16 protein-coding genes are annotated in these 18,246 nt (G+C 73.4%); 3 read left to right on the top strand and 13 right to left on the bottom strand.

The window, feature by feature from the left end; genetic code table 11:
• Positions 1–49: 49 nt before the first annotated feature.
• Genes ACFWI8_RS10815 through ACFWI8_RS10805 form a run of 3 tightly spaced genes read right to left on the bottom strand, consistent with a single transcriptional unit; the run spans position 50 to position 2,299 of the window.
• Entirely contained in the window at positions 50–571 is a 522-nt protein-coding gene (locus ACFWI8_RS10815) for a DUF5304 family protein (protein WP_387088387.1), read from the bottom strand.
• Between the two features lie 46 nt (positions 572–617).
• Positions 618–1,856, bottom strand: a complete 1,239-nt coding sequence (locus ACFWI8_RS10810; RefSeq protein WP_387088384.1) for an ArsA-related P-loop ATPase — start codon at positions 1,854–1,856, stop codon at positions 618–620.
• On the bottom strand, positions 1,853–2,299 hold the full coding sequence (locus ACFWI8_RS10805; RefSeq protein WP_387088381.1) for an SRPBCC family protein: 447 nt from the start codon (positions 2,297–2,299) through the stop codon (positions 1,853–1,855). Before ACFWI8_RS10805 ends, ACFWI8_RS10810 begins: the two co-directional genes overlap by 4 nt.
• Before the next feature lie 157 nt (positions 2,300–2,456).
• Between ACFWI8_RS10805 and ACFWI8_RS10800 the strand changes: the two genes are divergently transcribed.
• Positions 2,457–4,268: an AMP-dependent synthetase/ligase gene (locus tag ACFWI8_RS10800; RefSeq protein ID WP_387088378.1), complete on the top strand. Its 1,812-nt coding sequence runs from the start codon at positions 2,457–2,459 to the stop codon at positions 4,266–4,268.
• Between the two features lie 363 nt (positions 4,269–4,631).
• Here the strand turns inward: ACFWI8_RS10800 and ACFWI8_RS10795 are convergent, their stop codons facing one another.
• From ACFWI8_RS10795 to ACFWI8_RS10780, 4 genes are all read right to left on the bottom strand, one after another.
• Positions 4,632–5,786, bottom strand: a complete 1,155-nt coding sequence (locus ACFWI8_RS10795; RefSeq protein WP_387088375.1) for a glycosyltransferase family 4 protein — start codon at positions 5,784–5,786, stop codon at positions 4,632–4,634.
• A gap of 36 nt (positions 5,787–5,822) precedes the next feature.
• Complete coding sequence (locus tag ACFWI8_RS10790; protein ID WP_387088372.1) at positions 5,823–6,830, bottom strand: NlpC/P60 family protein; 1,008 nt, start codon at positions 6,828–6,830, stop codon at positions 5,823–5,825.
• Positions 6,831–7,062: 232 nt separating this feature from the next.
• Positions 7,063–8,115 carry an NlpC/P60 family protein gene (locus tag ACFWI8_RS10785; protein ID WP_387088370.1) on the bottom strand — a complete coding sequence of 351 codons (1,053 nt, stop codon included), beginning with the start codon at positions 8,113–8,115 and terminating at the stop codon, positions 7,063–7,065.
• A gap of 258 nt (positions 8,116–8,373) precedes the next feature.
• Entirely contained in the window at positions 8,374–9,732 is a 1,359-nt protein-coding gene (locus tag ACFWI8_RS10780) for an NYN domain-containing protein (RefSeq protein ID WP_387088367.1), read from the bottom strand.
• Positions 9,733–9,927: 195 nt separating this feature from the next.
• Here ACFWI8_RS10780 and ACFWI8_RS10775 point away from each other — a divergent pair, with 195 nt between their 5' ends.
• The gene (locus ACFWI8_RS10775) at positions 9,928–10,206 is read left to right on the top strand and encodes an Lrp/AsnC ligand binding domain-containing protein (RefSeq protein WP_311604950.1); all 279 of its coding nucleotides are present in this window, start codon (positions 9,928–9,930) and stop codon (positions 10,204–10,206) included.
• Positions 10,207–10,481: 275 nt separating this feature from the next.
• On the opposite strand, the gene trpD is transcribed toward ACFWI8_RS10775, so the two are convergent.
• The 5 genes from trpD to ACFWI8_RS10750 form a co-directional block, all read right to left on the bottom strand.
• Positions 10,482–11,549, bottom strand: coding sequence for an anthranilate phosphoribosyltransferase (trpD, locus tag ACFWI8_RS10770; protein WP_387088364.1), 1,068 nt, complete (start codon positions 11,547–11,549; stop codon positions 10,482–10,484).
• A 121-nt stretch (positions 11,550–11,670) separates the two neighbouring features.
• Complete coding sequence (locus tag ACFWI8_RS10765; RefSeq protein ID WP_387088361.1) at positions 11,671–13,329, bottom strand: cytochrome bc complex cytochrome b subunit; 1,659 nt, start codon at positions 13,327–13,329, stop codon at positions 11,671–11,673.
• Complete coding sequence (locus ACFWI8_RS10760; protein WP_387088359.1) at positions 13,326–14,363, bottom strand: Rieske 2Fe-2S domain-containing protein; 1,038 nt, start codon at positions 14,361–14,363, stop codon at positions 13,326–13,328. Before ACFWI8_RS10760 ends, ACFWI8_RS10765 begins: the two co-directional genes overlap by 4 nt.
• Positions 14,360–15,169, bottom strand: a complete 810-nt coding sequence (locus tag ACFWI8_RS10755) for a c-type cytochrome (protein WP_387088357.1) — start codon at positions 15,167–15,169, stop codon at positions 14,360–14,362. Before ACFWI8_RS10755 ends, ACFWI8_RS10760 begins: the two co-directional genes overlap by 4 nt.
• 77 nt (positions 15,170–15,246) lie before the next feature.
• Complete coding sequence (locus ACFWI8_RS10750) at positions 15,247–15,864, bottom strand: heme-copper oxidase subunit III (RefSeq protein WP_311604596.1); 618 nt, start codon at positions 15,862–15,864, stop codon at positions 15,247–15,249.
• A gap of 146 nt (positions 15,865–16,010) precedes the next feature.
• Here ACFWI8_RS10750 and ACFWI8_RS10745 point away from each other — a divergent pair, with 146 nt between their 5' ends.
• A complete protein-coding gene (locus ACFWI8_RS10745) occupies positions 16,011–16,412 on the top strand; it encodes a hypothetical protein (protein WP_387088354.1) in 402 nt (133 codons plus the stop codon).
• Positions 16,413–16,956: 544 nt separating this feature from the next.
• Here ACFWI8_RS10745 and ACFWI8_RS10740 read toward each other — a convergent pair.
• Entirely contained in the window at positions 16,957–18,210 is a 1,254-nt protein-coding gene (locus ACFWI8_RS10740; RefSeq protein WP_387088351.1) for an Ig-like domain-containing protein, read from the bottom strand.
• Between the last annotated feature and the right edge of the window lie 36 nt (positions 18,211–18,246).

Raw genomic sequence — 18,246 nt, 5'->3', positions numbered from 1 at the left:
CCCGCTCGCGAACACGGTACCGGAGCGGGGCCGGGCTGACCGCCCCGCGTCAGTCCAGGTCGATGCGGTGCGAAGGGCCCTCGGCGGGCGGGTCGTTCGGCTTCTCGGACGCGGTCTCGGACTGCTCCGCCGGCTGCTGCGCGGGCCGCTCGGACGGCTGTTCGGCGTCCCGGGTCCAGCGCTGCTCGTGGGAGAGCACGGCCGCCCGGTAGGCGGCGAGCAACTCCTGGCCCGCGTTGGCCAGATGCTGGATCGCCTCGGCGTTGCGCTCCAGCACCGGCTCGACCGCGGCCCTGGCCTGGGCCGCGAGCCCGGCCCCCGCGAGGCCGCCGAGACCGCCGAGGCTCCCACCCAGGCGGCCGAGTTGGCCGGTGATGGCCTCCGCGAGCCTGCGCAGCTCCTCGACCGCGTCGCCGGTCGCGGGCGGCGGCTCGCCGTACTCGCGGCGCCGGCGCTCCCGCTCGGCGGCCAGGTCCTCGGCGCATGCCTCGGCCCAGGCGTCCTCGTCGGCGGCGCCGGCTCCCCGCGCGCCGTGCTGCTGTGCGTCGTCCCGGTCGACGTCGTCGCTCATCGCGGCCCTCCGATGCGTGTGCCGTCGCTCTCGACGGTACCCCGGGTCAGCCGGCGCGCGGGACGCCGGCCAGGGCCCGGTCCGGCCAACGGTCCGGGTCGGGGGCGAAGCGGACGGCCAGTTCCGCGGCGTCGGTGAAGGCCGCGCCGGCCACCGTGCAGCGGCGCAGCGCGGCGGGCAGCGGCAGGGCCCGGCGGAACGGGCCCGTGGTGACGAGGAGTTCGTCGCCGCGGCGGACCAGGCCGAGGTCGTCGCGGGTGGCGCCGGGCAGGGGCAGGTGCCAGACCAGCAGCCCGTCGGTGGCCAGCCGGTCCTCGACGGTCGGCTCGGCGGCGCCGGCGTCCCCCGGCTCGCCGAGCGGCGGCAGCGGCAGCTCGGCCAGGTCGGCGGGGCGCACCGGCCGGCCGAGGTGCGGCACCGGGTGCGGGGCGGCCAGGCGGGTGGCGCGGGTGAACTCGTCGAGGACCGCGCGCTGTCCGGCGGCCAGGCCGGCGAGCAGCGGGTCGCCCGAGCCGGCCGGCAGCAGTCGGTTGGCGATCAGCGCCTCGACGCCGACGCCGTGCAGCGCCAGGCCGGCGCGGGCGGCGCGGGCCTGCGCGGCGGAGCGCTCGGTGGGGTCGAGGACGAGCCGGACGGCGGTGCCGGGGCCCTCGACCAGCCGCTGGAGGGCGGCCAGCTCGCCGTCCCAGCGGTCCGCGGTCTCGTAGAGGCTCTGGGCCGGCAGCGGCACGCCCAGCAGCTGGGCGACCAGGGGACGCAGGGCGCGGGCCGTCTGCCGCTCGGGCGGCAGCAGCCGGCGCAGGTAGCGGCGGAGCTGCCCGGGCAGGGCGAGCGCGCGGATCGCCTCGGTGACCGGCGGCAGGTCGACCACCACGAGCGACCAGCGGGCGGCGGCGTGGGCGGTCCGCAGCGCGTGCAGCAGGGCGAGCGGGGCGGCGCCCGGCAGCTCGGTGAGCTCGTCGTCGTCGAGGACGCCGGCGCCCAACGCGTCGAGGGCCGGGCGCACGTGCCGCTGGGCGGCCAGCGCGCCGGCGCGGAACCGGCCGGCCGCGTCGATCCTGGCGACCGCCGGCCCGTCGGCGAACTCGACCGGCTCCTCAGGCCAGGCGGGCGGGGCGGTGCCGAGCAGCGCGGCGAGCCGGTCGGCCGGCTCCTGGCTGAGCAGCAGTGTCGACCGGCCGGCGCGGGCGGCGGCGACCGCGGTGGCGGCGGCGACCGTGCTGGTGCCGTCCCCGCCGGGCCCGGTCACCAGCAGGGTGCGGGCGCCGGCCGCCTCGCCCGTCACTCGGGGACGCTCTCGACGCGCTTCTTCAGACCGGCCAGGGCGCGGTCGATGATGACCTTCTCAGCCTTGCGCTTGATGCTGCCCAGCATCGGGATCTTGACGTCGACGGTCAGCTGGTAGGTGACCTCGGAGTGCTTGCCGCCGGCCACCGGCGCCACCCGGTAGGAGCCGTCGAGGGTGCGCAGCATCCGGGACCTCACCAGCGACCAGCGGATCTCGTTCTCGTCCGGGTACTGGTAGGCGAGGGTGTGCTCGTCCTTGATGGCGCCCGCGTCGAGCAGCAGCCTGACCTCCTCCGCGCGGCCGTCCGGGCCGCTCTTGAGGATCTCGGCCTCCTTGACCTCTCCCGTCCACTCCGGGTAGCGGCCGAAGTCGGCGATCACCGCCAGGACCTCGGCCGGGGTGGCTTCGATGGTGATGCTCGACCTGGTGTGCTCGGCCATGGCCATGGCTCCTCGCGAATCTCCCGCTGCCTTCCGTCGAAGGCTATCGCGCGCCGCCGCGCGCCCCGCACGGGAGGCGCTGCGTGCCGATCGGAGTACCCTGCGCGAGGGGCGGAAAAGCGACTTCCCCGGCAAAACACGGCAACAAGGAGCGTCAGTGCGCGAGTTCGGCCTTCCCGCCCGTTACGAGGTGCCGCCGGGCGGCAGCCTGGCCGACGTGCCACGCGGCAACGCGGAGCGCGTGCCGGACCTCGCGGTCCTGGCCAGGCGGCGGGACGACGGCGGCTGGGACGACGTGTCGGCGAGCGCCTTCCACGCGGAGGTGCGGGCCGTCGCCAAGGGCCTGCTGGCCTCCGGCGTCCGCCCCGGCGACCGGGTCGGGCTGCTCTCCCGCACCCGCTACGAGTGGACGCTCCTCGACTTCGCGATCTGGACGGCCGGCGCGGTCTCGGTGCCGGTCTACGAGACCAGCTCAGCCGAGCAGGCCGCCTGGAACCTCGCCGACTCGGGCGCGGTCGCGGTGGTCGTCGAGAGCCGGGACCACCTCGCGACGGTGACGGCGCTCACCGACCGGCTGCCGGAGCTGCGCACCGTGTGGTGCCTCGACCCGGACGAGGGGCCCGGCGCGATCACCGCCCTGCGGGCCGCCGGCGCCGACGTGCCGGACGGCGACCTCGACGCGGCCACGGCCACCGTCACCCCGGACTCCCCCGCCACCATCGTCTACACCTCGGGCACCACGGGCCGCCCCAAGGGCTGCCTGCTCACCCACCGCGCGTTCCTCACCGTCAGCGGCAACGCGCTCGCCCGCCTCGGGCCGCTGTTCCGCAGCGGCCAGGGCTCGCTGCTGCTGTTCCTGCCGCTGGCGCACGTCTTCGCCCGGATGGTCCAGGTGGCGACCCAGCTCGCGCCCATCAGGCTGGGCCACGTGCCGGACGTGACCACCCTCACCGACGACCTGGCCTCGTTCCGGCCGACCATCGTGCTCGGCGTCCCCCGGGTCTTCGAGAAGGTCTACAACGCGGCCAGGACCAAGGCCGAGGAGGAGGGCAAGGGCCGGGTCTTCGACCGCGCGGCGCACACCGCCGAGCGGTACAGCCGGGCGCTCGACACCCCCCGCGGCCCGGGAGCCGCGCTCGGGCTGACGCACCGGCTCTTCGACACGCTGGTCTACCGGCGGCTGCGGGCCGCCCTCGGTGGCCGCGCCACGCACGCCATCAGCGGCGGCGCGCCGCTCGGCGACCGCCTCGGGCACTTCTTCCGCGGCGTCGGCTTCACGGTGCTCGAGGGGTACGGCCTCACCGAGACGTGCGCGCCGACCGCCTTCAACCCGGCCGACGCGCCCCGCATCGGCACGGTCGGCCCGCCGGTGCCCGGCACGCTGATGCGGATCGCCGACGACGGCGAGATCCTGGTCCGCGGCGACCACCTGTTCCGCGGCTACTGGAACAACGAGGCGGCCACCCGCGAGGCCATGGCGGACGGCTGGTTCCACACCGGCGACCTGGGCTCCCTCGACGCCGACGGCTACCTGACGGTCACCGGCCGCAAGCGGGAGATCCTCGTGACGGCGGGCGGCAAGAACGTGGCCCCCGCGGTCATCGAGGACCGGGTGCGGGCGCACGCGCTGATCGCCGAGTGCCTGGTGGTGGGCGACGGCCGGCCCTACGTGGCGGCGCTGATCACCCTGGACGACGAGTTCCTGCCGCGCTGGGCGGCGGACCACGGCCTCGGTGACCTGCCGCGCGAGGAACTGCTGCGGCGGGAAGAACTCCGGGCGGCGGTACAGGAGGCCGTCGACGACGGCAACGCGGCGGTCTCCCGCGCCGAGTCCATCCGCCGCTTCCACGTGCTCCCCGGCCAGTTCACGGAGTCCGCCGGCCACGTGACGCCGTCGCTGAAGCTACGGCGGCATGTGGTGACGAAGGACTTCGCGAGGGAGATCGACGACCTGTACGGCGGGGCGTGACGCGCCCTCACCCACCGAACGTCTTTCCCGCACCCACGCTTCCGCTCGCGCGGAGCGCGACGCCGCGCGCCGGCGCTGTACGCGGCGGGTTTCCCCCACCCGCCCGCCCTTTTACGCGCTCCGCGCGGGGTGGCGGACCGAACCGCGCTGCGCGCGGTACATGGCCCGGCAGGGCCGTGGGCCCGCGGCGGCTTCGCCGCCGGGCCACGCGGCCCCCCGCCGCGCGACGACCCGCCCGGAGGGCGGTGGGTGGGCGCGGCACGGCCGCCAGGCCGGCACGGCCGCCAGGCCCGACCTCGGCGGCTTCGCCGCCTGGTCGGGCCGGGGCGGGCCGCGGCTCAGGCCGAGCGCCCAGCGAAACCGCTAGGACAGCCCCGCCGCGAGTCGGTCGACGAGGAGGTCCCAGCGCCAGCGTTCCTCGATCCAGGCGCGGCCGCGTTCGCCCATGCGGCGCCGTAGTTCCGGGTCCCGCAGCAGCGTCACCACCCGATCCGCCGTCTCCGCCGGCGCGGACTCCGCGCCGCCGCGCACCACCCAGCCGGTCTCGCCGTCGAGGACCGCGTCCGGCGCGCCGCCCGAGTCGCCGGCCACGACCGGCAGGCCGGTCGCCGACGCCTCCAGGTAGACGATGCCGAGGCCCTCCACGTCGAGGCCGCCGCGCCGGGTGCGGCACGGCATCGCGAAGACGTCACCCGCGCCGAAGTGCGCCGGCAGTTCGGACCACGGGATCGCTCCGGTGAAGCGGACCGAGGCGGCCACGTCCAGGTCGGCGGCCAGCCGCTCCAGGTCGCCGCGGTAGGGACCGCCGCCGACGATCAGCAGCACGGCGTCCGGCTCGGCGGCCAGGATCCGCGGCATGGCGCGGATCAGCGTGTCCTGGCCCTTGCGCGGCACGAGGCGCGACACGCACACCACCACGGGCCGGTCGGTCAGGCCGAGCGCGGCCCGGACGGCGGCGCCGCCCGAGTCTGGGTGGAAGGTCTTCTCGTCGACGCCCGGCGGCAGTTGGACCATGCGCCCGGCCGCCTCGCGGCTCAGCGCGCGGGCGATCCGGGAGCGGGTGTACTCGCCGAGGTAGGTGACGGTGTCGGTGTGCTCGCCGATCCGCCGCAGCAGTTGGCGCGCGCCGGGGAGTTGCGCCCAGCCGGCCTCGTGGCCGTGGGTGGTGGCCACCAGCCGCTCGGCGCCCGCGGCGCGCAGCGCGGGTGCCATCAGGCCGAGCGGGGCCGCCGCGCCGAACCACACGGCGGTGCAGTCGTGGTCCCGCAGCAGCGCGGTGGCGCGCCGGGTCACGGCGGGCGTCGGCAGCAGCATGGTGGTGCGGTCCCGGAAGACCGGGAACGCCTGCTCCGCGTCGAAGTCGGCCGTGGCCCGCCGGCCCTCGGCGTCCCGCTTCCAGGTGGAGGCGTAGACCACGACGCGGTTGGGGTCGAGGCGGCGGGCCATGTTGTGCAGGAAGGACTGGATGCCGCCGGGGCGCGGCGGGAAGTCATTGGTGACGATCAGCGTCTTACGCATCGGACGAGACGATACCGACCGCGGGTTCGGCCCGTCTCAGGGGCGCACGACGGAGGAGACCGGCAGCATGCCGACGCCCTCGTACCGCACGGTGGCGCCCGGGTAGGGCGCGTGCACGATCTGTCCGTCGCCGACGTACATCCCGACGTGGCTGGCGTCGGCCCGGTAGACGACGATGTCGCCAGGGCGGGCCTCGTCGAGCGAGACACGGCGGCCGGCCGCGGCCTGCCCCTGTGAGGTGCGTGGCAGCGAGACGCCGGCCTGGGCGTAGGCCCACTGGACGAGTCCCGAGCAGTCGAAGGCGGTCGGACCGGCCTGTCCCCAGGCGTAGGGGCGGCCCACCACGCCGCGGGCCGCGGCCACCGCCGCGGCGGCGCGGGCGCTGCCCGGGCCGGTCACGGGGGTCGGTGCCGGGGCGGGCCGGGTGTCGCGCGCCGCCCGCTCGCGTTCGGCGCGTTCGGCGCGCTCGCGGGCGGAGAGTCGTTCGTACTGCCGGCGCGCCGCGGCGAGGCGCCGCTGCGCGGTGCGCTTGTGGCGGTTGAGTTCGTCCTTCTCCGCGCTGAGTTCGGCGAGCCGCGCGTCCGCCTCGGCGCGTCGCCGTTCGAGGCCGCGCTGGGCGTCGAGCAGGTCGCGCAGTCCCTGGGCGCCGCGGGCGCCGGCGCGTTCGACGGCGGCGGCCCTGACGAGGTAGGTGTCGGGGTCGTCGGAGAGCAGCAGGACCAGCGTGGGGTCGAGGCCGCCGGCCCGGTACTGGGCGGCGGCGGTGGCGCCGATGACGTGCCGCCGGTCGTTGACGAGTTGCTGTCCGCGGGCCACCCGCTCCTGGCTGCGCCCGAGTGCGGCCTCCAACTCCTCGACCCGCTCGGCCGCGCCGTTGTAGGCCTCGATGGCGCGCTCGGCCTCGGCGAAGAGCCTGTCCACCTCCCGGGCCGCCTCGGCGCTGTCGGCCGGCGGCGCGGTCGGCGCCACGGGGGCCGCCAGGACGGGGAGCGCGGTCATGGCGGCCGCGGTGGCGGCCGTCAACACGGTGGCGCGGGCGGCCATGACCGGGCGCGATCGAGGGGGACGTCGGTGTCGATGCTGGACCACAGCGGGCCGCGCTCCCTTCGTTGGGGACGTGAGCGCAGCAGAATGTAGCCCCGTGGCGGCGGCGGTTGGCGAAACGACGTCACCGCGCGGCCCGGGTCCAGACGGCCAAACCGCAGGTCACACCGGGCGCGTGGGGGTACCGGGCATTCCCGGAATCACCTGGACGGACGAGGCCGGTCGGCCCCGGTCAGCCGACCCGCACGCCGAACATGAACGGCATCACGTCCACGCCGAGGTACTCGACGCCATCCGCGGGGTTCGCGGCGTGGATGATCTGGCCGTTGCCGGCGTAGAGGCCGACGTGGTGCAGGTCGTCGTAGTAGAAGACGAGGTCGCCGGGGGCGAGTTCGTTCATCGAGAGACGAGTGCCGATGGTGGCCTGGGACTGGGAGGTGCGGGGCAGCGAGACGCCGGCCTGCGCGTAGGCCCACGAGGTGAGGCCCGAGCAGTCGAACGAGTTGGGTCCGGTGGCGCCCCACACGTAGGGCAAACCGACCTTGCTGGCCGCGGCGTTGACGGCGGCGGCGCCGTAGGAGGACGAGGTGCCGTCGGTGATGACGGTACGCCCTGAGTCGCGGTTGGCGCGCTCCTGGGCCTCGGCCTGGCGGGCCGCCTCCTCGGCGGCGAGGGCGGCGCGCTCCTCCTCGGTGAGCTGGTTGAGCAGCGCCTGGGCCTCGCTCAGTCGGCCCTGGATCTCGTCCTTCTGCTCGCTGAGGTCGGAGCGGACCTGTTCGAGCTCGGCGAGCCGGTCGGTGGCCTCGTCGCGCCGCTGGTCGAGGTCGCGCTGCACGTTCTCGATGAGCCGCAGGGTCTCGGCCTGGCGGCCGCTGACCTGGCTGAGCCGGGAGGCCTGGTCGAGGTAGGCGTCGGGGTCGGAGGCGAGGAACAGCTGCACGGAGGGGTCGATGCCACCGGTCCGGTACTGGGCGGTGGCCACCGCGCCGAGGTTGGCGCGCAGTTCGTTGAGCTCCTCCTGGCCGCGGGCGGCGGAGTCCTGGAGCTCGTCGATCTCGCTCTCCAGCTCCTCCTCGCGCTCCTTGGCGCCGTTGTACTCCTCGGTGATCGCCTCCGCCTCCTCGTAGAGACGGTCGACCTCCTCCTGCACCTCTTCCTTGGTGGTACCGGGTTCGGCGCTGGCGGACTGGGCGGTCATGCCGACGGTGGCGGCCGCGGTGGCGGCGGCGCCGAAGAAGGTGACACGGGCACGGCTTGGCTGCTTGGGACGACGGTGGGACGCCACTGGGGCGAGCTCCTTCTTCCTCCAGCCGCCTGCCGGGAGTGTGGGGGCGGGGCCCCGGCTCCGCGCACCTGCGCCGCGGAATCGGCGGTTCCTCCACGGCCACCCCGGATGGGTGGACTACCGCGCGAAGGTTCGAGCCAAGACCCTAGCGACAGCGCAATCGCAGGTTCAAATCCCCACCGATATTTTTTACTTACCTCACACTGGGCGCAATCGGAGCCACACGCTCCGTACGCCGTGCGGGGGTTCGGCGCGCCCTCAGGTGCGGGCGAGCCGCTTCAGCAGCATCGCCGAGGCGACCGGGCGGGCGCCGGAACGCGCCACGCCGTCCGCCACCTCGCGGTCCGAGGACACCACGACCAGCGGCCGGCCGACCGGCTCGGCCCGCACCAGCTGTCTGATCAGTTCGTCCGCCGTCTGCCCCGGCCGACTGAACAGCACCCGTACCCCGCGCGGCGGCGTCACCAGCACCGGCGCGGCCAACTCGGCGCCGTCGAACACGCACGTCATCTCGGCGCCCGTCTGCGCCGCGAGCACCGCGAGACCGCGAAGCAGCCGCAGCCGCTGCTTCTCCAACGGCATCGTCGGATAGCCGGTCTTGGTCACGTTGTAGCCGTCGACGACCAGGTGCGCCTGGGGCAGCGCGAGCAACTGGTCGAGCAGCGCGGGGTCGTCGGCCGCCAGCGCACGCTGGGCCACGTCCTGCGGGGTCAACCCGCCGGGCTCCACCGCGTCCACCGTCTGCGCCGGCCGCAACGTGGCCGGCGGCAGGGCCAGTTCACGCCGCAGCCCCTGGGCGGCGTCCAACACCGTGTCCAGCAGCAGCCGCAGCCGCATGTCCTCGATGCCGCGCCCCTCGCGCACCGACTTCCGGCTCGTCTCCAGCGCCGCCTCGGCCTCCGCGAGCCGCGCCCTGAGCCGCCTGGCCTCGCCGTCCGCCTGCGCCTTGGCCGCCGCCGCCTCGGCCCGGACCTCGTCGAGCTCGGCCCGCGTCTTACGCAACGCCGCCTCGCCACGCCGCACGTCGCTGACGGCGCTGCGCAGCTTGCGGTGCACCGCGTCCACCTCCTTGCGCGCCGCCTCCAACTCGGCCCGCAACCGGTCGCCGTCGGTCCTGGCGGCGGCGGTGAGCTCCGCCAACTCCCGGCGCAACCGCGCCAGCTCACGCTCCCGCTCCTGGCCGGCCCGCTCCTCCTGGGCGCGCTGCGCCTCCTCGCCGGCGGCGGCCACCAGCTTCGCCCAACCGGGCGGGCGCAACACGAACGCCGCGGCCGCCACCTCGACGGGGTCGGCGGCCGGCGGCGGGGTGCCGTTCTCCACGGCCTCGGCCAGCTCAGGCTCCGCCTCACGCAGCCGGCCACCGACCCGCTGCCGGAAGATGGCGTCGCTCTCCAGCGCGGCCGCGATCGCGCTGCCGCCGAACTTCACCCGGCGCGCCGGCTGGAAACGGGCGTACTGCCGGAGCGAGGGCGGCAGCTCGGCCATCGTCAGTGAACCGAAGGCGTCCCCGGCCAGCACGATCACCCGGTGACGGACCCGCTCGGGCAGCGGTCGGTCGAGGGACTCGGCCGCCTCCGGCCGCCTCGCCGCCCCCTCGTCATCCGTGGGATCCGCCACCGCTCAGTCCGTCCGTCGGTTCCATGTCAGCGACTGCCGCTTCTCCATCCAGTGTCACCCTACGGCCTGGGACCCCTCGCGTCTGCCGCGGCCGGCGCGCGGCCACGGGCCACGACCACGAACGGCGGTGCGACAGCGGTACGACTAAGGTGTGGCCTGGTACGGCCTGGTACCGCGTCCGGAAGGGGCCAAGCAGTGATCACGTCGATCGTCCTCATCAAGACCAGCGTGGACCGCGTCCCGGAGGTCGCCGAGCGGATCGCCGCGCTCGACGGGGTCAGCGAGGTCTACTCGGTGACGGGCCCTCACGACCTGATCGCCATGGTCCGGGTGCGGAACCACGACGAACTGGCCGAGGTGATCCCGGGCCGCCTGAGCAAGATCCCGGGCGTCGAGTCGACCGAGACGCACATCGCGTTCCGCACGTACTCGCAACACGACCTCGAGGCGGCGTTCGCGATCGGCCTGGAGTAGTGCGCCGCTAGGCGGCGGCCTGCCGGCCCGGTGCTCCGCGCCGGGGTTTCCCCACCCACCCGCCCTTTTACGCGCTGCGCGCGGTGGGCAGCCCGCCAGGGCCGATGGCCCGCGGCGGCTGCGCCGCCGGGCCTCGCGGCCCGTGCCGCGCGAGGCCACCCGCCGAAGGGCGGGTGGCTGGGCGCGACACGGCCGACAGGCCCGGGTCTGCGGGCCGGCGGCCAACGCCAAGCGCAGCGACACCGCCGGTGGCCAACGCCAAGCGCAGCGAACCGTCAGGCGTGCGTGGCCGTGGACCAGCGGTGGAGGGTTTCCGCCGCCGCGCCCGAGTCGATCGCGTGTGCGGCGCGGACCATCGCGCCCTCGATCTGCTCCGCCAGCGGCGCGTCCGTCGGGCCCGCCGCCGCGACGAGTGTCGCCGCCGCGTTGAGCAGCACCGCGTCCCGGACCGGGCCGGTCTCGCCGTCGAAGATCCGTCGCGCCACGTCCGCGTTGTAGGCCGAGTCCGCGCCCCGCAGCGCCTCCACCGGGGCCAGCGCGAGGCCGACGCTCCGCGGGTCGAACCGCTCCTCGGTGACCGCGCCGTCCCTGACCACCCACACCGTGGACGGCGCCGTGACCGTCAGCTCGTCGAGCCCGTCGTCGCCGCGGAACACCAGCGCCGAGGAGCCACGCTCGGCCAGCACCCCGGCCATGATCGACGCCATCCTGGCGTCGGCCACGCCGGTGGCCTGGGCCCGCACCCGCGCCGGGTTGGTCAGCGGGCCGAGGAAGTTGAAGACGGTGGCGACGCCCAAATCGCGGCGCGCCGCGCCCACGTGCCGCAGCGCCGGGTGGAACTTCACCGCGAAACAGAAGGTGATGCCCGCCTCCAGGGCGACCTCCGCCACCCGCTCCGGCGTCAGTTCCAGGTTGACGCCGAGCTTCTCCAGCACGTCGGAGGCGCCGCTGGCGCTGGACGCCGCCCGGTTGCCGTGCTTGACCACCCGGACACCGGTGCCGGCCACGACGATGGCGGCCATGGTGGAGATGTTCACCGTCTTGGCCCGGTCGCCGCCGGTGCCGACGATGTCCACGGTCGGCCCGGGCACCTCGATCAGGTTGGCGTGCCCGTACATGGCCTGGACCAGGCCCGTCATCTCGGTGACCGTCTCGCCCTTGGCCCGCAGGGCGACGGCGAAGCCGGCGATCTGGGCGTCGGTGGCCTCGCCGGCCATGATCCGGTCCATGGCCCAGGCGGCCTCGTCGGTGGTCAGGTCCCGGCCCGCGATCAGCGCGCTCAGCACGTCGGGCCAGGTGCGCGCCGCCGCTCGGTCGCCTCCGGCGGGGATCACAGCGCTCATGGGAATCACCTCTGGCTTCGTGTGGCAGCGGCCGTCGCCTGGCCTTTGGCCAGAGCCTATAGCGCGAGTGGCCCCCGCCCGTGCACGGGCGGGGGCCACTCGGCTTCGGGAGCGCGGACGGTCAGTGGTGACCGTGGCCGCTGGTGATCTCCCGGTACTCCTCGCGGGTCGGCTTGGGGATCTGTGCCTGCTCCCCGTAGTAGCCGCGGCTGATCCTGGCCCGCACCCGCTCCACCGGGCCGATCCGGCGCCGAACGCCGTTCTCGTCGGTCTCCGGGCCGACCTCGTACGGCTCGTGCTGGTCGTGCGAGGTGAGCAGGTGCAGCTTCTCCTGCGCCAGCGGCTCGTGGACCTCGATGAACTCGCCGTGCGGCAGCCGCTTGATGATGCCGGTCTCACGGCCGTGCAGCACCTTGTCGCGGTCCCGGCGCTGGAGGCCGAGGCAGATCCGCCGGGTGACGAAGAACGCGATCACCGGCAGCACGAAGAAGCCGATCCGGCAGAACCACGTGATCGCGTTGATCGACAGGTTGAAGTGGATCGCGAACAGGTCGTTGCCACCGCCGATGGTGGTGACGACGAACGCGGTCAGCCAGGCCACGCCGAAGCCCGTCCTGGTCGGCGAGTTGCGCGGGCGCTGCGCGATGTGGTGCTCGCGGCGGTCCTTGGTGACCCAGCCCTCGAAGAACGGGTAGAGACCGATCACGGCGAGCATCAACGGGAAGACCGCGAGCGGGATCAGCAGCCCGAAGTTGAGCGTGTAGCCGCCTGGCAGCACCCACTCCCAGCCGGGCATCATCCGGACCAGGCCCTCGGAGAAGCCCAGGTACCAGTCCGGTTGGGCGTCCGTGGACACCTGGTCGGGCCGGTAGGGGCCGAGCAGCCAGATCGGGTTGATGGTCACCGTGGCCGCGATGATCGCGATCACGCCGAACACCAGGAAGAAGAAGCCACCGGCCTTGGCCATGTAGACGGGCAGCAGCGGGTAGCCGACCACGTTGTCGTTGGTGCGGCCGGGGCCCGCGTAGTGGGTGTGCTTGTGGTACACGATCAGGATCAGGTGCGCCACCACGAGGCCCAGCATGATCCCCGGCAGCAGCAGCACGTGGGCCACGAAGAACCGCGGGATGATGTCGTGCCCCGGGAACTCCCCGCCGAAGATGAACATCTGCAGGTAGGAGCCGACGACCGGCACCGCCAGGATCGCCGCCTCCATCAGCCGGATGCCGATGCCGGAGAGCGAGTCGTCCGGCAGCGAGTAGCCGGTGAGGCCGGTGAAGATCGCCAGCACCAGCAGCAGGAAGCCGAAGAGCCAGTTGATCTCGCGCGGCTTGCGGAAGGCGCCGGTGAAGAACACCCGCATCATGTGCATGAAGATGCCCACGACGAAGATGAGCGCCGCCCAGTGGTGGATCTGCCGGACCAGCAGACCGCCGCGGACCTCGAAGTTGATGTCCAGGGCCGACGCGTACGCCTCACTCATCAGCAGGCCCTGCATCGGCTCGAACGAGCCGTGGTACTCGACCTCGGCCATGCTCGGCACGAAGAAGAGCGTGAGGTACACGCCCGTCAGGATCAGGATGACGAAGCTGTAGAGGCAGATCTCACCCAGCAGGAACGACCAGTGGTCGGGGAAGATCTTCCGCATGTTGGCCTTGGCCAACGAGTAGATGCCGAGCCTGCCGTCGGCCCAGTCAGCGACCCGCTCTCCCGCGGGCGCCTTGCCGCGGTTCCGCGGGGCGTCGCCCGTCGCCTTGGGGGTATCCGTTGCCGTACTCATCCGCGCTCCCAGAAGCTCGGGCCTGGGGGCTCCTCGAAGTCGCCGAGCGCAGCGAGGTAGCCGTCTTCGTTCACCGTGATCCGCAGCTGCGGCAGGGGGTGCCCCGCCGGACCGAAGATCACCCGGGCGCCGTCCGCGAGGTCGAACGTCGACTGGTGGCAGGGGCAGAGCGCGTGGTGGGTCTGCTGCTCGTACAGGGTCGCGGGGCAGCCGATGTGGGTGCAGATCTTGGAGTAGCAGAGGATGCCCTCGTGCCCCCAGTCCGCGGACTGCCGGTCCTTGATGTCCTCGGGCTCCAGACGCACCAGCATGACCGCGGCCTTGGCGATCTCCACCTGGAAGTCGTGGTCGTGCGGGTCGAGGCCCTCGGGCATCGCCTGCACCAGCGCGCCGACCGGGATGTCCTCGGGGCGCAGCGGCTGCTGGGTGGACTCGTTGATGATCAGCGAGCCCTCACGCCAGCGGGTGTGCCGCAGCTTGTCGCCCGGCAGCGGGCCGAGGTCGCGCAGCAGGACCACGCCGGAGAGCGGCACCAGGGCCAGCGCGCCGAACATGGTGTTGCGGACCAGCTTGCGGCGCCCGAACTGGGACTCCGCGGCACCCTGCCTGAAGTCCTCGAAGACCTGGGCGCGGACCTCGGGGGTCGCCTCGATCGGGTGCCGGTCGTCGGCCATCTCCTCGTCCGACATCAGGGTCCGCGCCCAGTGCACGGCGCCGGCGCCGATGCAGAAGAGGGCGAGGCCGAGCGTCAGGCCGAGCGCGAAGTTGAGCCCGCTGACGTGGCCGAACGGCCAGATGTAGACGATCTGGTCGATCGGGATCGCGACGTAGGAGGCGATGAAGCCGATCGTGGCGAGGATCGAGACGACGAACAGCAGCGCCACGGTGCGCTCTGAGCGCTTGGCGGCCCGCTCGTCGATGTCCTGCCTGCGGTGCTCGTGCGGCGGGAGCCCCGGGTCGGCGAACGGGTCGTCCGCCGGGGCGAGTTCGCCGTGCGACGTGTGCTCGTCGTTGTTGTCGTTGTGGCTGCTCATGACTTCCTGGCCTTAGTGCTCCTGGCGCCGATCCACACGGCGACGGCGATCAGGGCACCGATGCCGAAGGTCCAGGCGAAGAGACCCTCACCGACCGGTCCGTAGCCGCCCAGCGTGAAACCGCCCTGGTTGGGCGAGTCGTTGGTGGCGACCTCGTCGAGCCAGGCGATGATGTCTCGCTTGTCCTGTTCCGTCAGCGTGGAGTTGGGGAACGAGGGCATGTTCTGCGGGCCGGTGAGCATGGCCTCGAAGATGTAACGCGGCTCGATGTTGTGGAGGCTGGGCGCCTCCTTGCCGTTGGTCAGCGCACCGCCCCGGCCGACGAAGTTGTGGCACTGCGAGCAGTTGCTGCGGAAGAGTTCGCCACCGCGGGCCGCGTCGCCCTCCGCCGGGTCGTAGGACGACTCCTCGGGCACGCTGGGACCGGGGCCGAGCGAGGCGATGAACGCGGCCAGCTGGTCGATCTCGGCCTGCGTGTAGACGGGGGGCTTGGCCGGGGCCTGCGGGCCCGTCTGGGCCATCGGCATCCGGCCGGTGCCGACCTGGAAGTCGACCGCGGCGGCGCCCACGCCCACCAGGCTCGGGCCGTCACTGCCGCCCTGGCCGCCCCGGCCGTGGCAACTGGAGCAGCCGACCTCGTAGAGCCGCTTGCCCTCCTCGATGGCGAGGGACTGGGCCGAAGCCTCGGCCTGGGCCTCTTCCGCGGGGGCGAGCGTGGCGTACAGCCCCCCTGTGGCCGCCAGCGCGAGGAGGAGGACGACGAACGCCGCCAGCGGATGGCGCCGTCGTACGGAGAGCTTTTTCACGGATTACCCCGGTGTCAGGATCTTCAGCGTCGGTGCGATGGTGGGAGGTGCGTCGTGCGGCGCGGCGACCGGCGCGGCTACTTGATCAGGTAGATGGTGGCGAAGAGGCCGATCCACACGACGTCGACGAAGTGCCAGTAGTACGACACGACGATGGCCGTGGTGGCCTGCTCGTGGGTGAAGCGCCGGGCGGCGTAGGTACGGCCCAGGACGAGCAGGAAGGCGATCAGTCCGCCGAGGACGTGCAGTCCGTGGAACCCGGTCGTGAGGTAGAACGCCGAACCGTAGGGGCCGGACGAGAGCGAGACGCCCTCGTGCACCAGCTCCACGTACTCGGTCACCTGGCCGCCGATGAAGATGGCCCCCATGATGAAGGTGATCACGAACCAGAACCGGAGCTTCTTCACGTCACCGCGCTCGGCGGCGAACACACCGAGCTGACAGGTGAGGGAGGAGAGCACCAGGATCGCGGTGTTCGCCGTGGAGAACGGCACGTTGAGGATGTCGGCCTGTTCCGACCAGAACTCGTCACCCATCACCGACCGCAGGGTGAAGTACATCGCGAAGAGGGCCGCGAAGAACATCAGCTCGGAACTGAGCCAGATGACCGTTCCGACGCTGGTGACATTCGGCCTGTTGACCGAGGGGATCGCGTGCCCGGTATCTACTGCTGTTGCTGTCGCCACGCCCGTCATTATGTCGGGCGCTTTTCCGGGGGTTGTCTCGGGGGTCGGGTTCGGTGTGTCCACGCCGTCGGCCTGGGGCACAGCCCCTGCCTGAGGCCGGGTTCCACGGAGTACGATCCGCGCAACGGCAACGAAGCTCGACCCGCGGAGGAACGATGGAGCGCACCGTCACGGTGCTGGTCTACAGCGACGACGTCAACACCCGCGAGCAGGTGCGGATGGCGGCGGGCCGCCGCCCGGCGGCCGATCTTCCACCGATCGAGTACCTGGAGTGCGCGACGTTGCCCGCCGTGCTGACGGCGCTCGAGCAGGGCGGCGTCGACGCCTGCGTGCTCGACGGCGAGGCGGTGCCCGCCGGCGGCATGGGGGTGTGCCGGCAGATCAAGGACGAGATCTTCGACTGCCCGCCGGTGCTGGTGCTGATCGGCCGCCCGCAGGACGCGTGGCTCGCCTCCTGGAGCCGCGCCGAGGCCGCCGTCCCGCACCCGGTGGACCCGACCGAACTGACGAACGCCCTGACGGGCCTCCTCCGAAGCGTGCTGGCTGCGCCGGCCTGACCGCCCCCCTGGCCGCTCGGCCCACGACCGGGCCGAGCGGCCCTCCAGCCCGGGCGAGCCGTCCGGCCACAGCCCGCAGGGACCACGGCCCCGGCCAAGCCCCGATGTCCCAGGCGAAGCCTGGAGGACCCGGCGCAGCCAAGGAATCCCACCGACCGGGCCACGCCCGGAGAACCCGGGACCATACGGAGCGGCCCCCCGAACCGGGCACAGCCCACGGAGACCACGGGCCGGGCCGAGCCCCGATGTCCCGGGCTAAACCTGGAGGCCCCAGGGCCAGGCGGAGCCGGAGGCCCTCCGGACCGGGCACAGACGCAGGGCCCACAGACCGGGCCGAGCTCCGATGTCCCAGGCGAAGCCCGGAGAACCCGGGACCGGGCGCAGCCCGAAACCCCCGAGCCCGGCCCGCAGGAACCACGGACCAGGGCCACCCCCGGAAGGGACCGGGCCGAGCCCCCCCAGGCAAAGCCTGGAGGACCGGGGTCGGGCGGGGCCCCCGGCCGGCGGGGGTGGAGGTCCTTCGGGGCCTTGACCCCGCCAGGGGTTATCCCGCTGCCAGCGGAGCGAGTCGCGCCGGGGAGGCGACGCGGTCCTGCGGCTGGTAGACGCCGCCCAGGGCGCTGCCCTGCAGCCATTCCTCCCAGGAGAGGTTCCAGTCGCCGAAGCCGTTGCCGAACGGCGCCATGTCCTCGCCGAAGCCGTTGACGTGCTCCACGATGTCGCCCGGCTTGACGAGTTCGTAGAACCAGCGAGCGTTCTCCGTCGACAGGCCGGTGCAGCCGTGGCTGACGTTGTCGTAGCCCTGCGAGCCGACCGACCAGGGGGCGCCGTGCACGTACTCGCCGCTCCAGGTCAGCCTGGCGGCCCAGTAGACGGGCAGGTCGTAGGACTCGGAGGAGCCGGCCGGGATACCGATGCTGGTGCCCGTCATCCGCACGTAGGACTCGCGGCCGAGGATGACCTTCTTGCCGCTGCGGGTGGCGAAGCCCTCCTTCCCGGTGGTGATCGGGATGGTGCGCAGTTCCTCGCCGTTGCGTGACACCGTCATGTGGTGGTTGGCGATGTCGGCGACGGCCTCGATCCGGTCGCCGGTGGCCAGTTCGAGCGCGTCGGTCTCGCCGCCGCGCAGGCCGTCCCTGATCTGGACGCCGTCAAGCGACGAGGTGACGGAGATCGTCGCGTCGGTGGGCCAGTACTCCTTGGGGCGGTAGTGGAGTTCGGTGCCGTCCACCCAGTGCCAGGCGCCCTCGACGCGCGGCTCGGAACGCACCTCGAGCGCGCCCTCCACCTTGGCGCGCTCCGTCTCGTCGTTGATCTCCTCGCTCAGCTCGGCCGTTATCGGCTGGCCGACGCCGTAGGTGCCCGCCTCGGGCCCGAAGGTGACGTCGAGCCGCTCGGCGTCGGACTCGCTGGTGCGGAAGGTGTGTTCGCCGCGTCCCTGGGATCCGCCACCGTTCTCGGTGGAGACGCGGACGGTGTACTCGGCGCCGGCGGCCAGTGGATCGGTGCTGCGCCAGGCGCGGCCGTCGGCGGAGAGTTCTCCGGAGACCCTGCGGCCGGCCGAGTCGGTGGCGATCACGTCGGTGATCCTGGATCCGGAGCCCTTGGTGCTGATCTTCAGCGGGTCGTCCGGGTTCACTTCGGCGCCGTCCCCCGCGGAGCCGAAGGAGAGCTGTCCGACGGCGTCGTACGGCTCGCCGGCGAGGGGGTTGCCGCCGCCACCGCAGCCGGTGAGGCCCGCGATCAGCGGGGCCAGCAGCAGCGCGCACCCGAGCTGTATCCGAGGTGTGTGACTCATAGCCACAACGTAGGGAGCCGAGCGCAAGGCGGCACG

Source organism: Streptomyces sp. NPDC127098, from assembly GCF_042722465.1.
Lineage (GTDB): Bacteria > Actinomycetota > Actinomycetes > Streptomycetales > Streptomycetaceae > Streptomyces > Streptomyces millisiae.
This window is presented reverse-complemented; position numbering and strand designations above follow the sequence as displayed.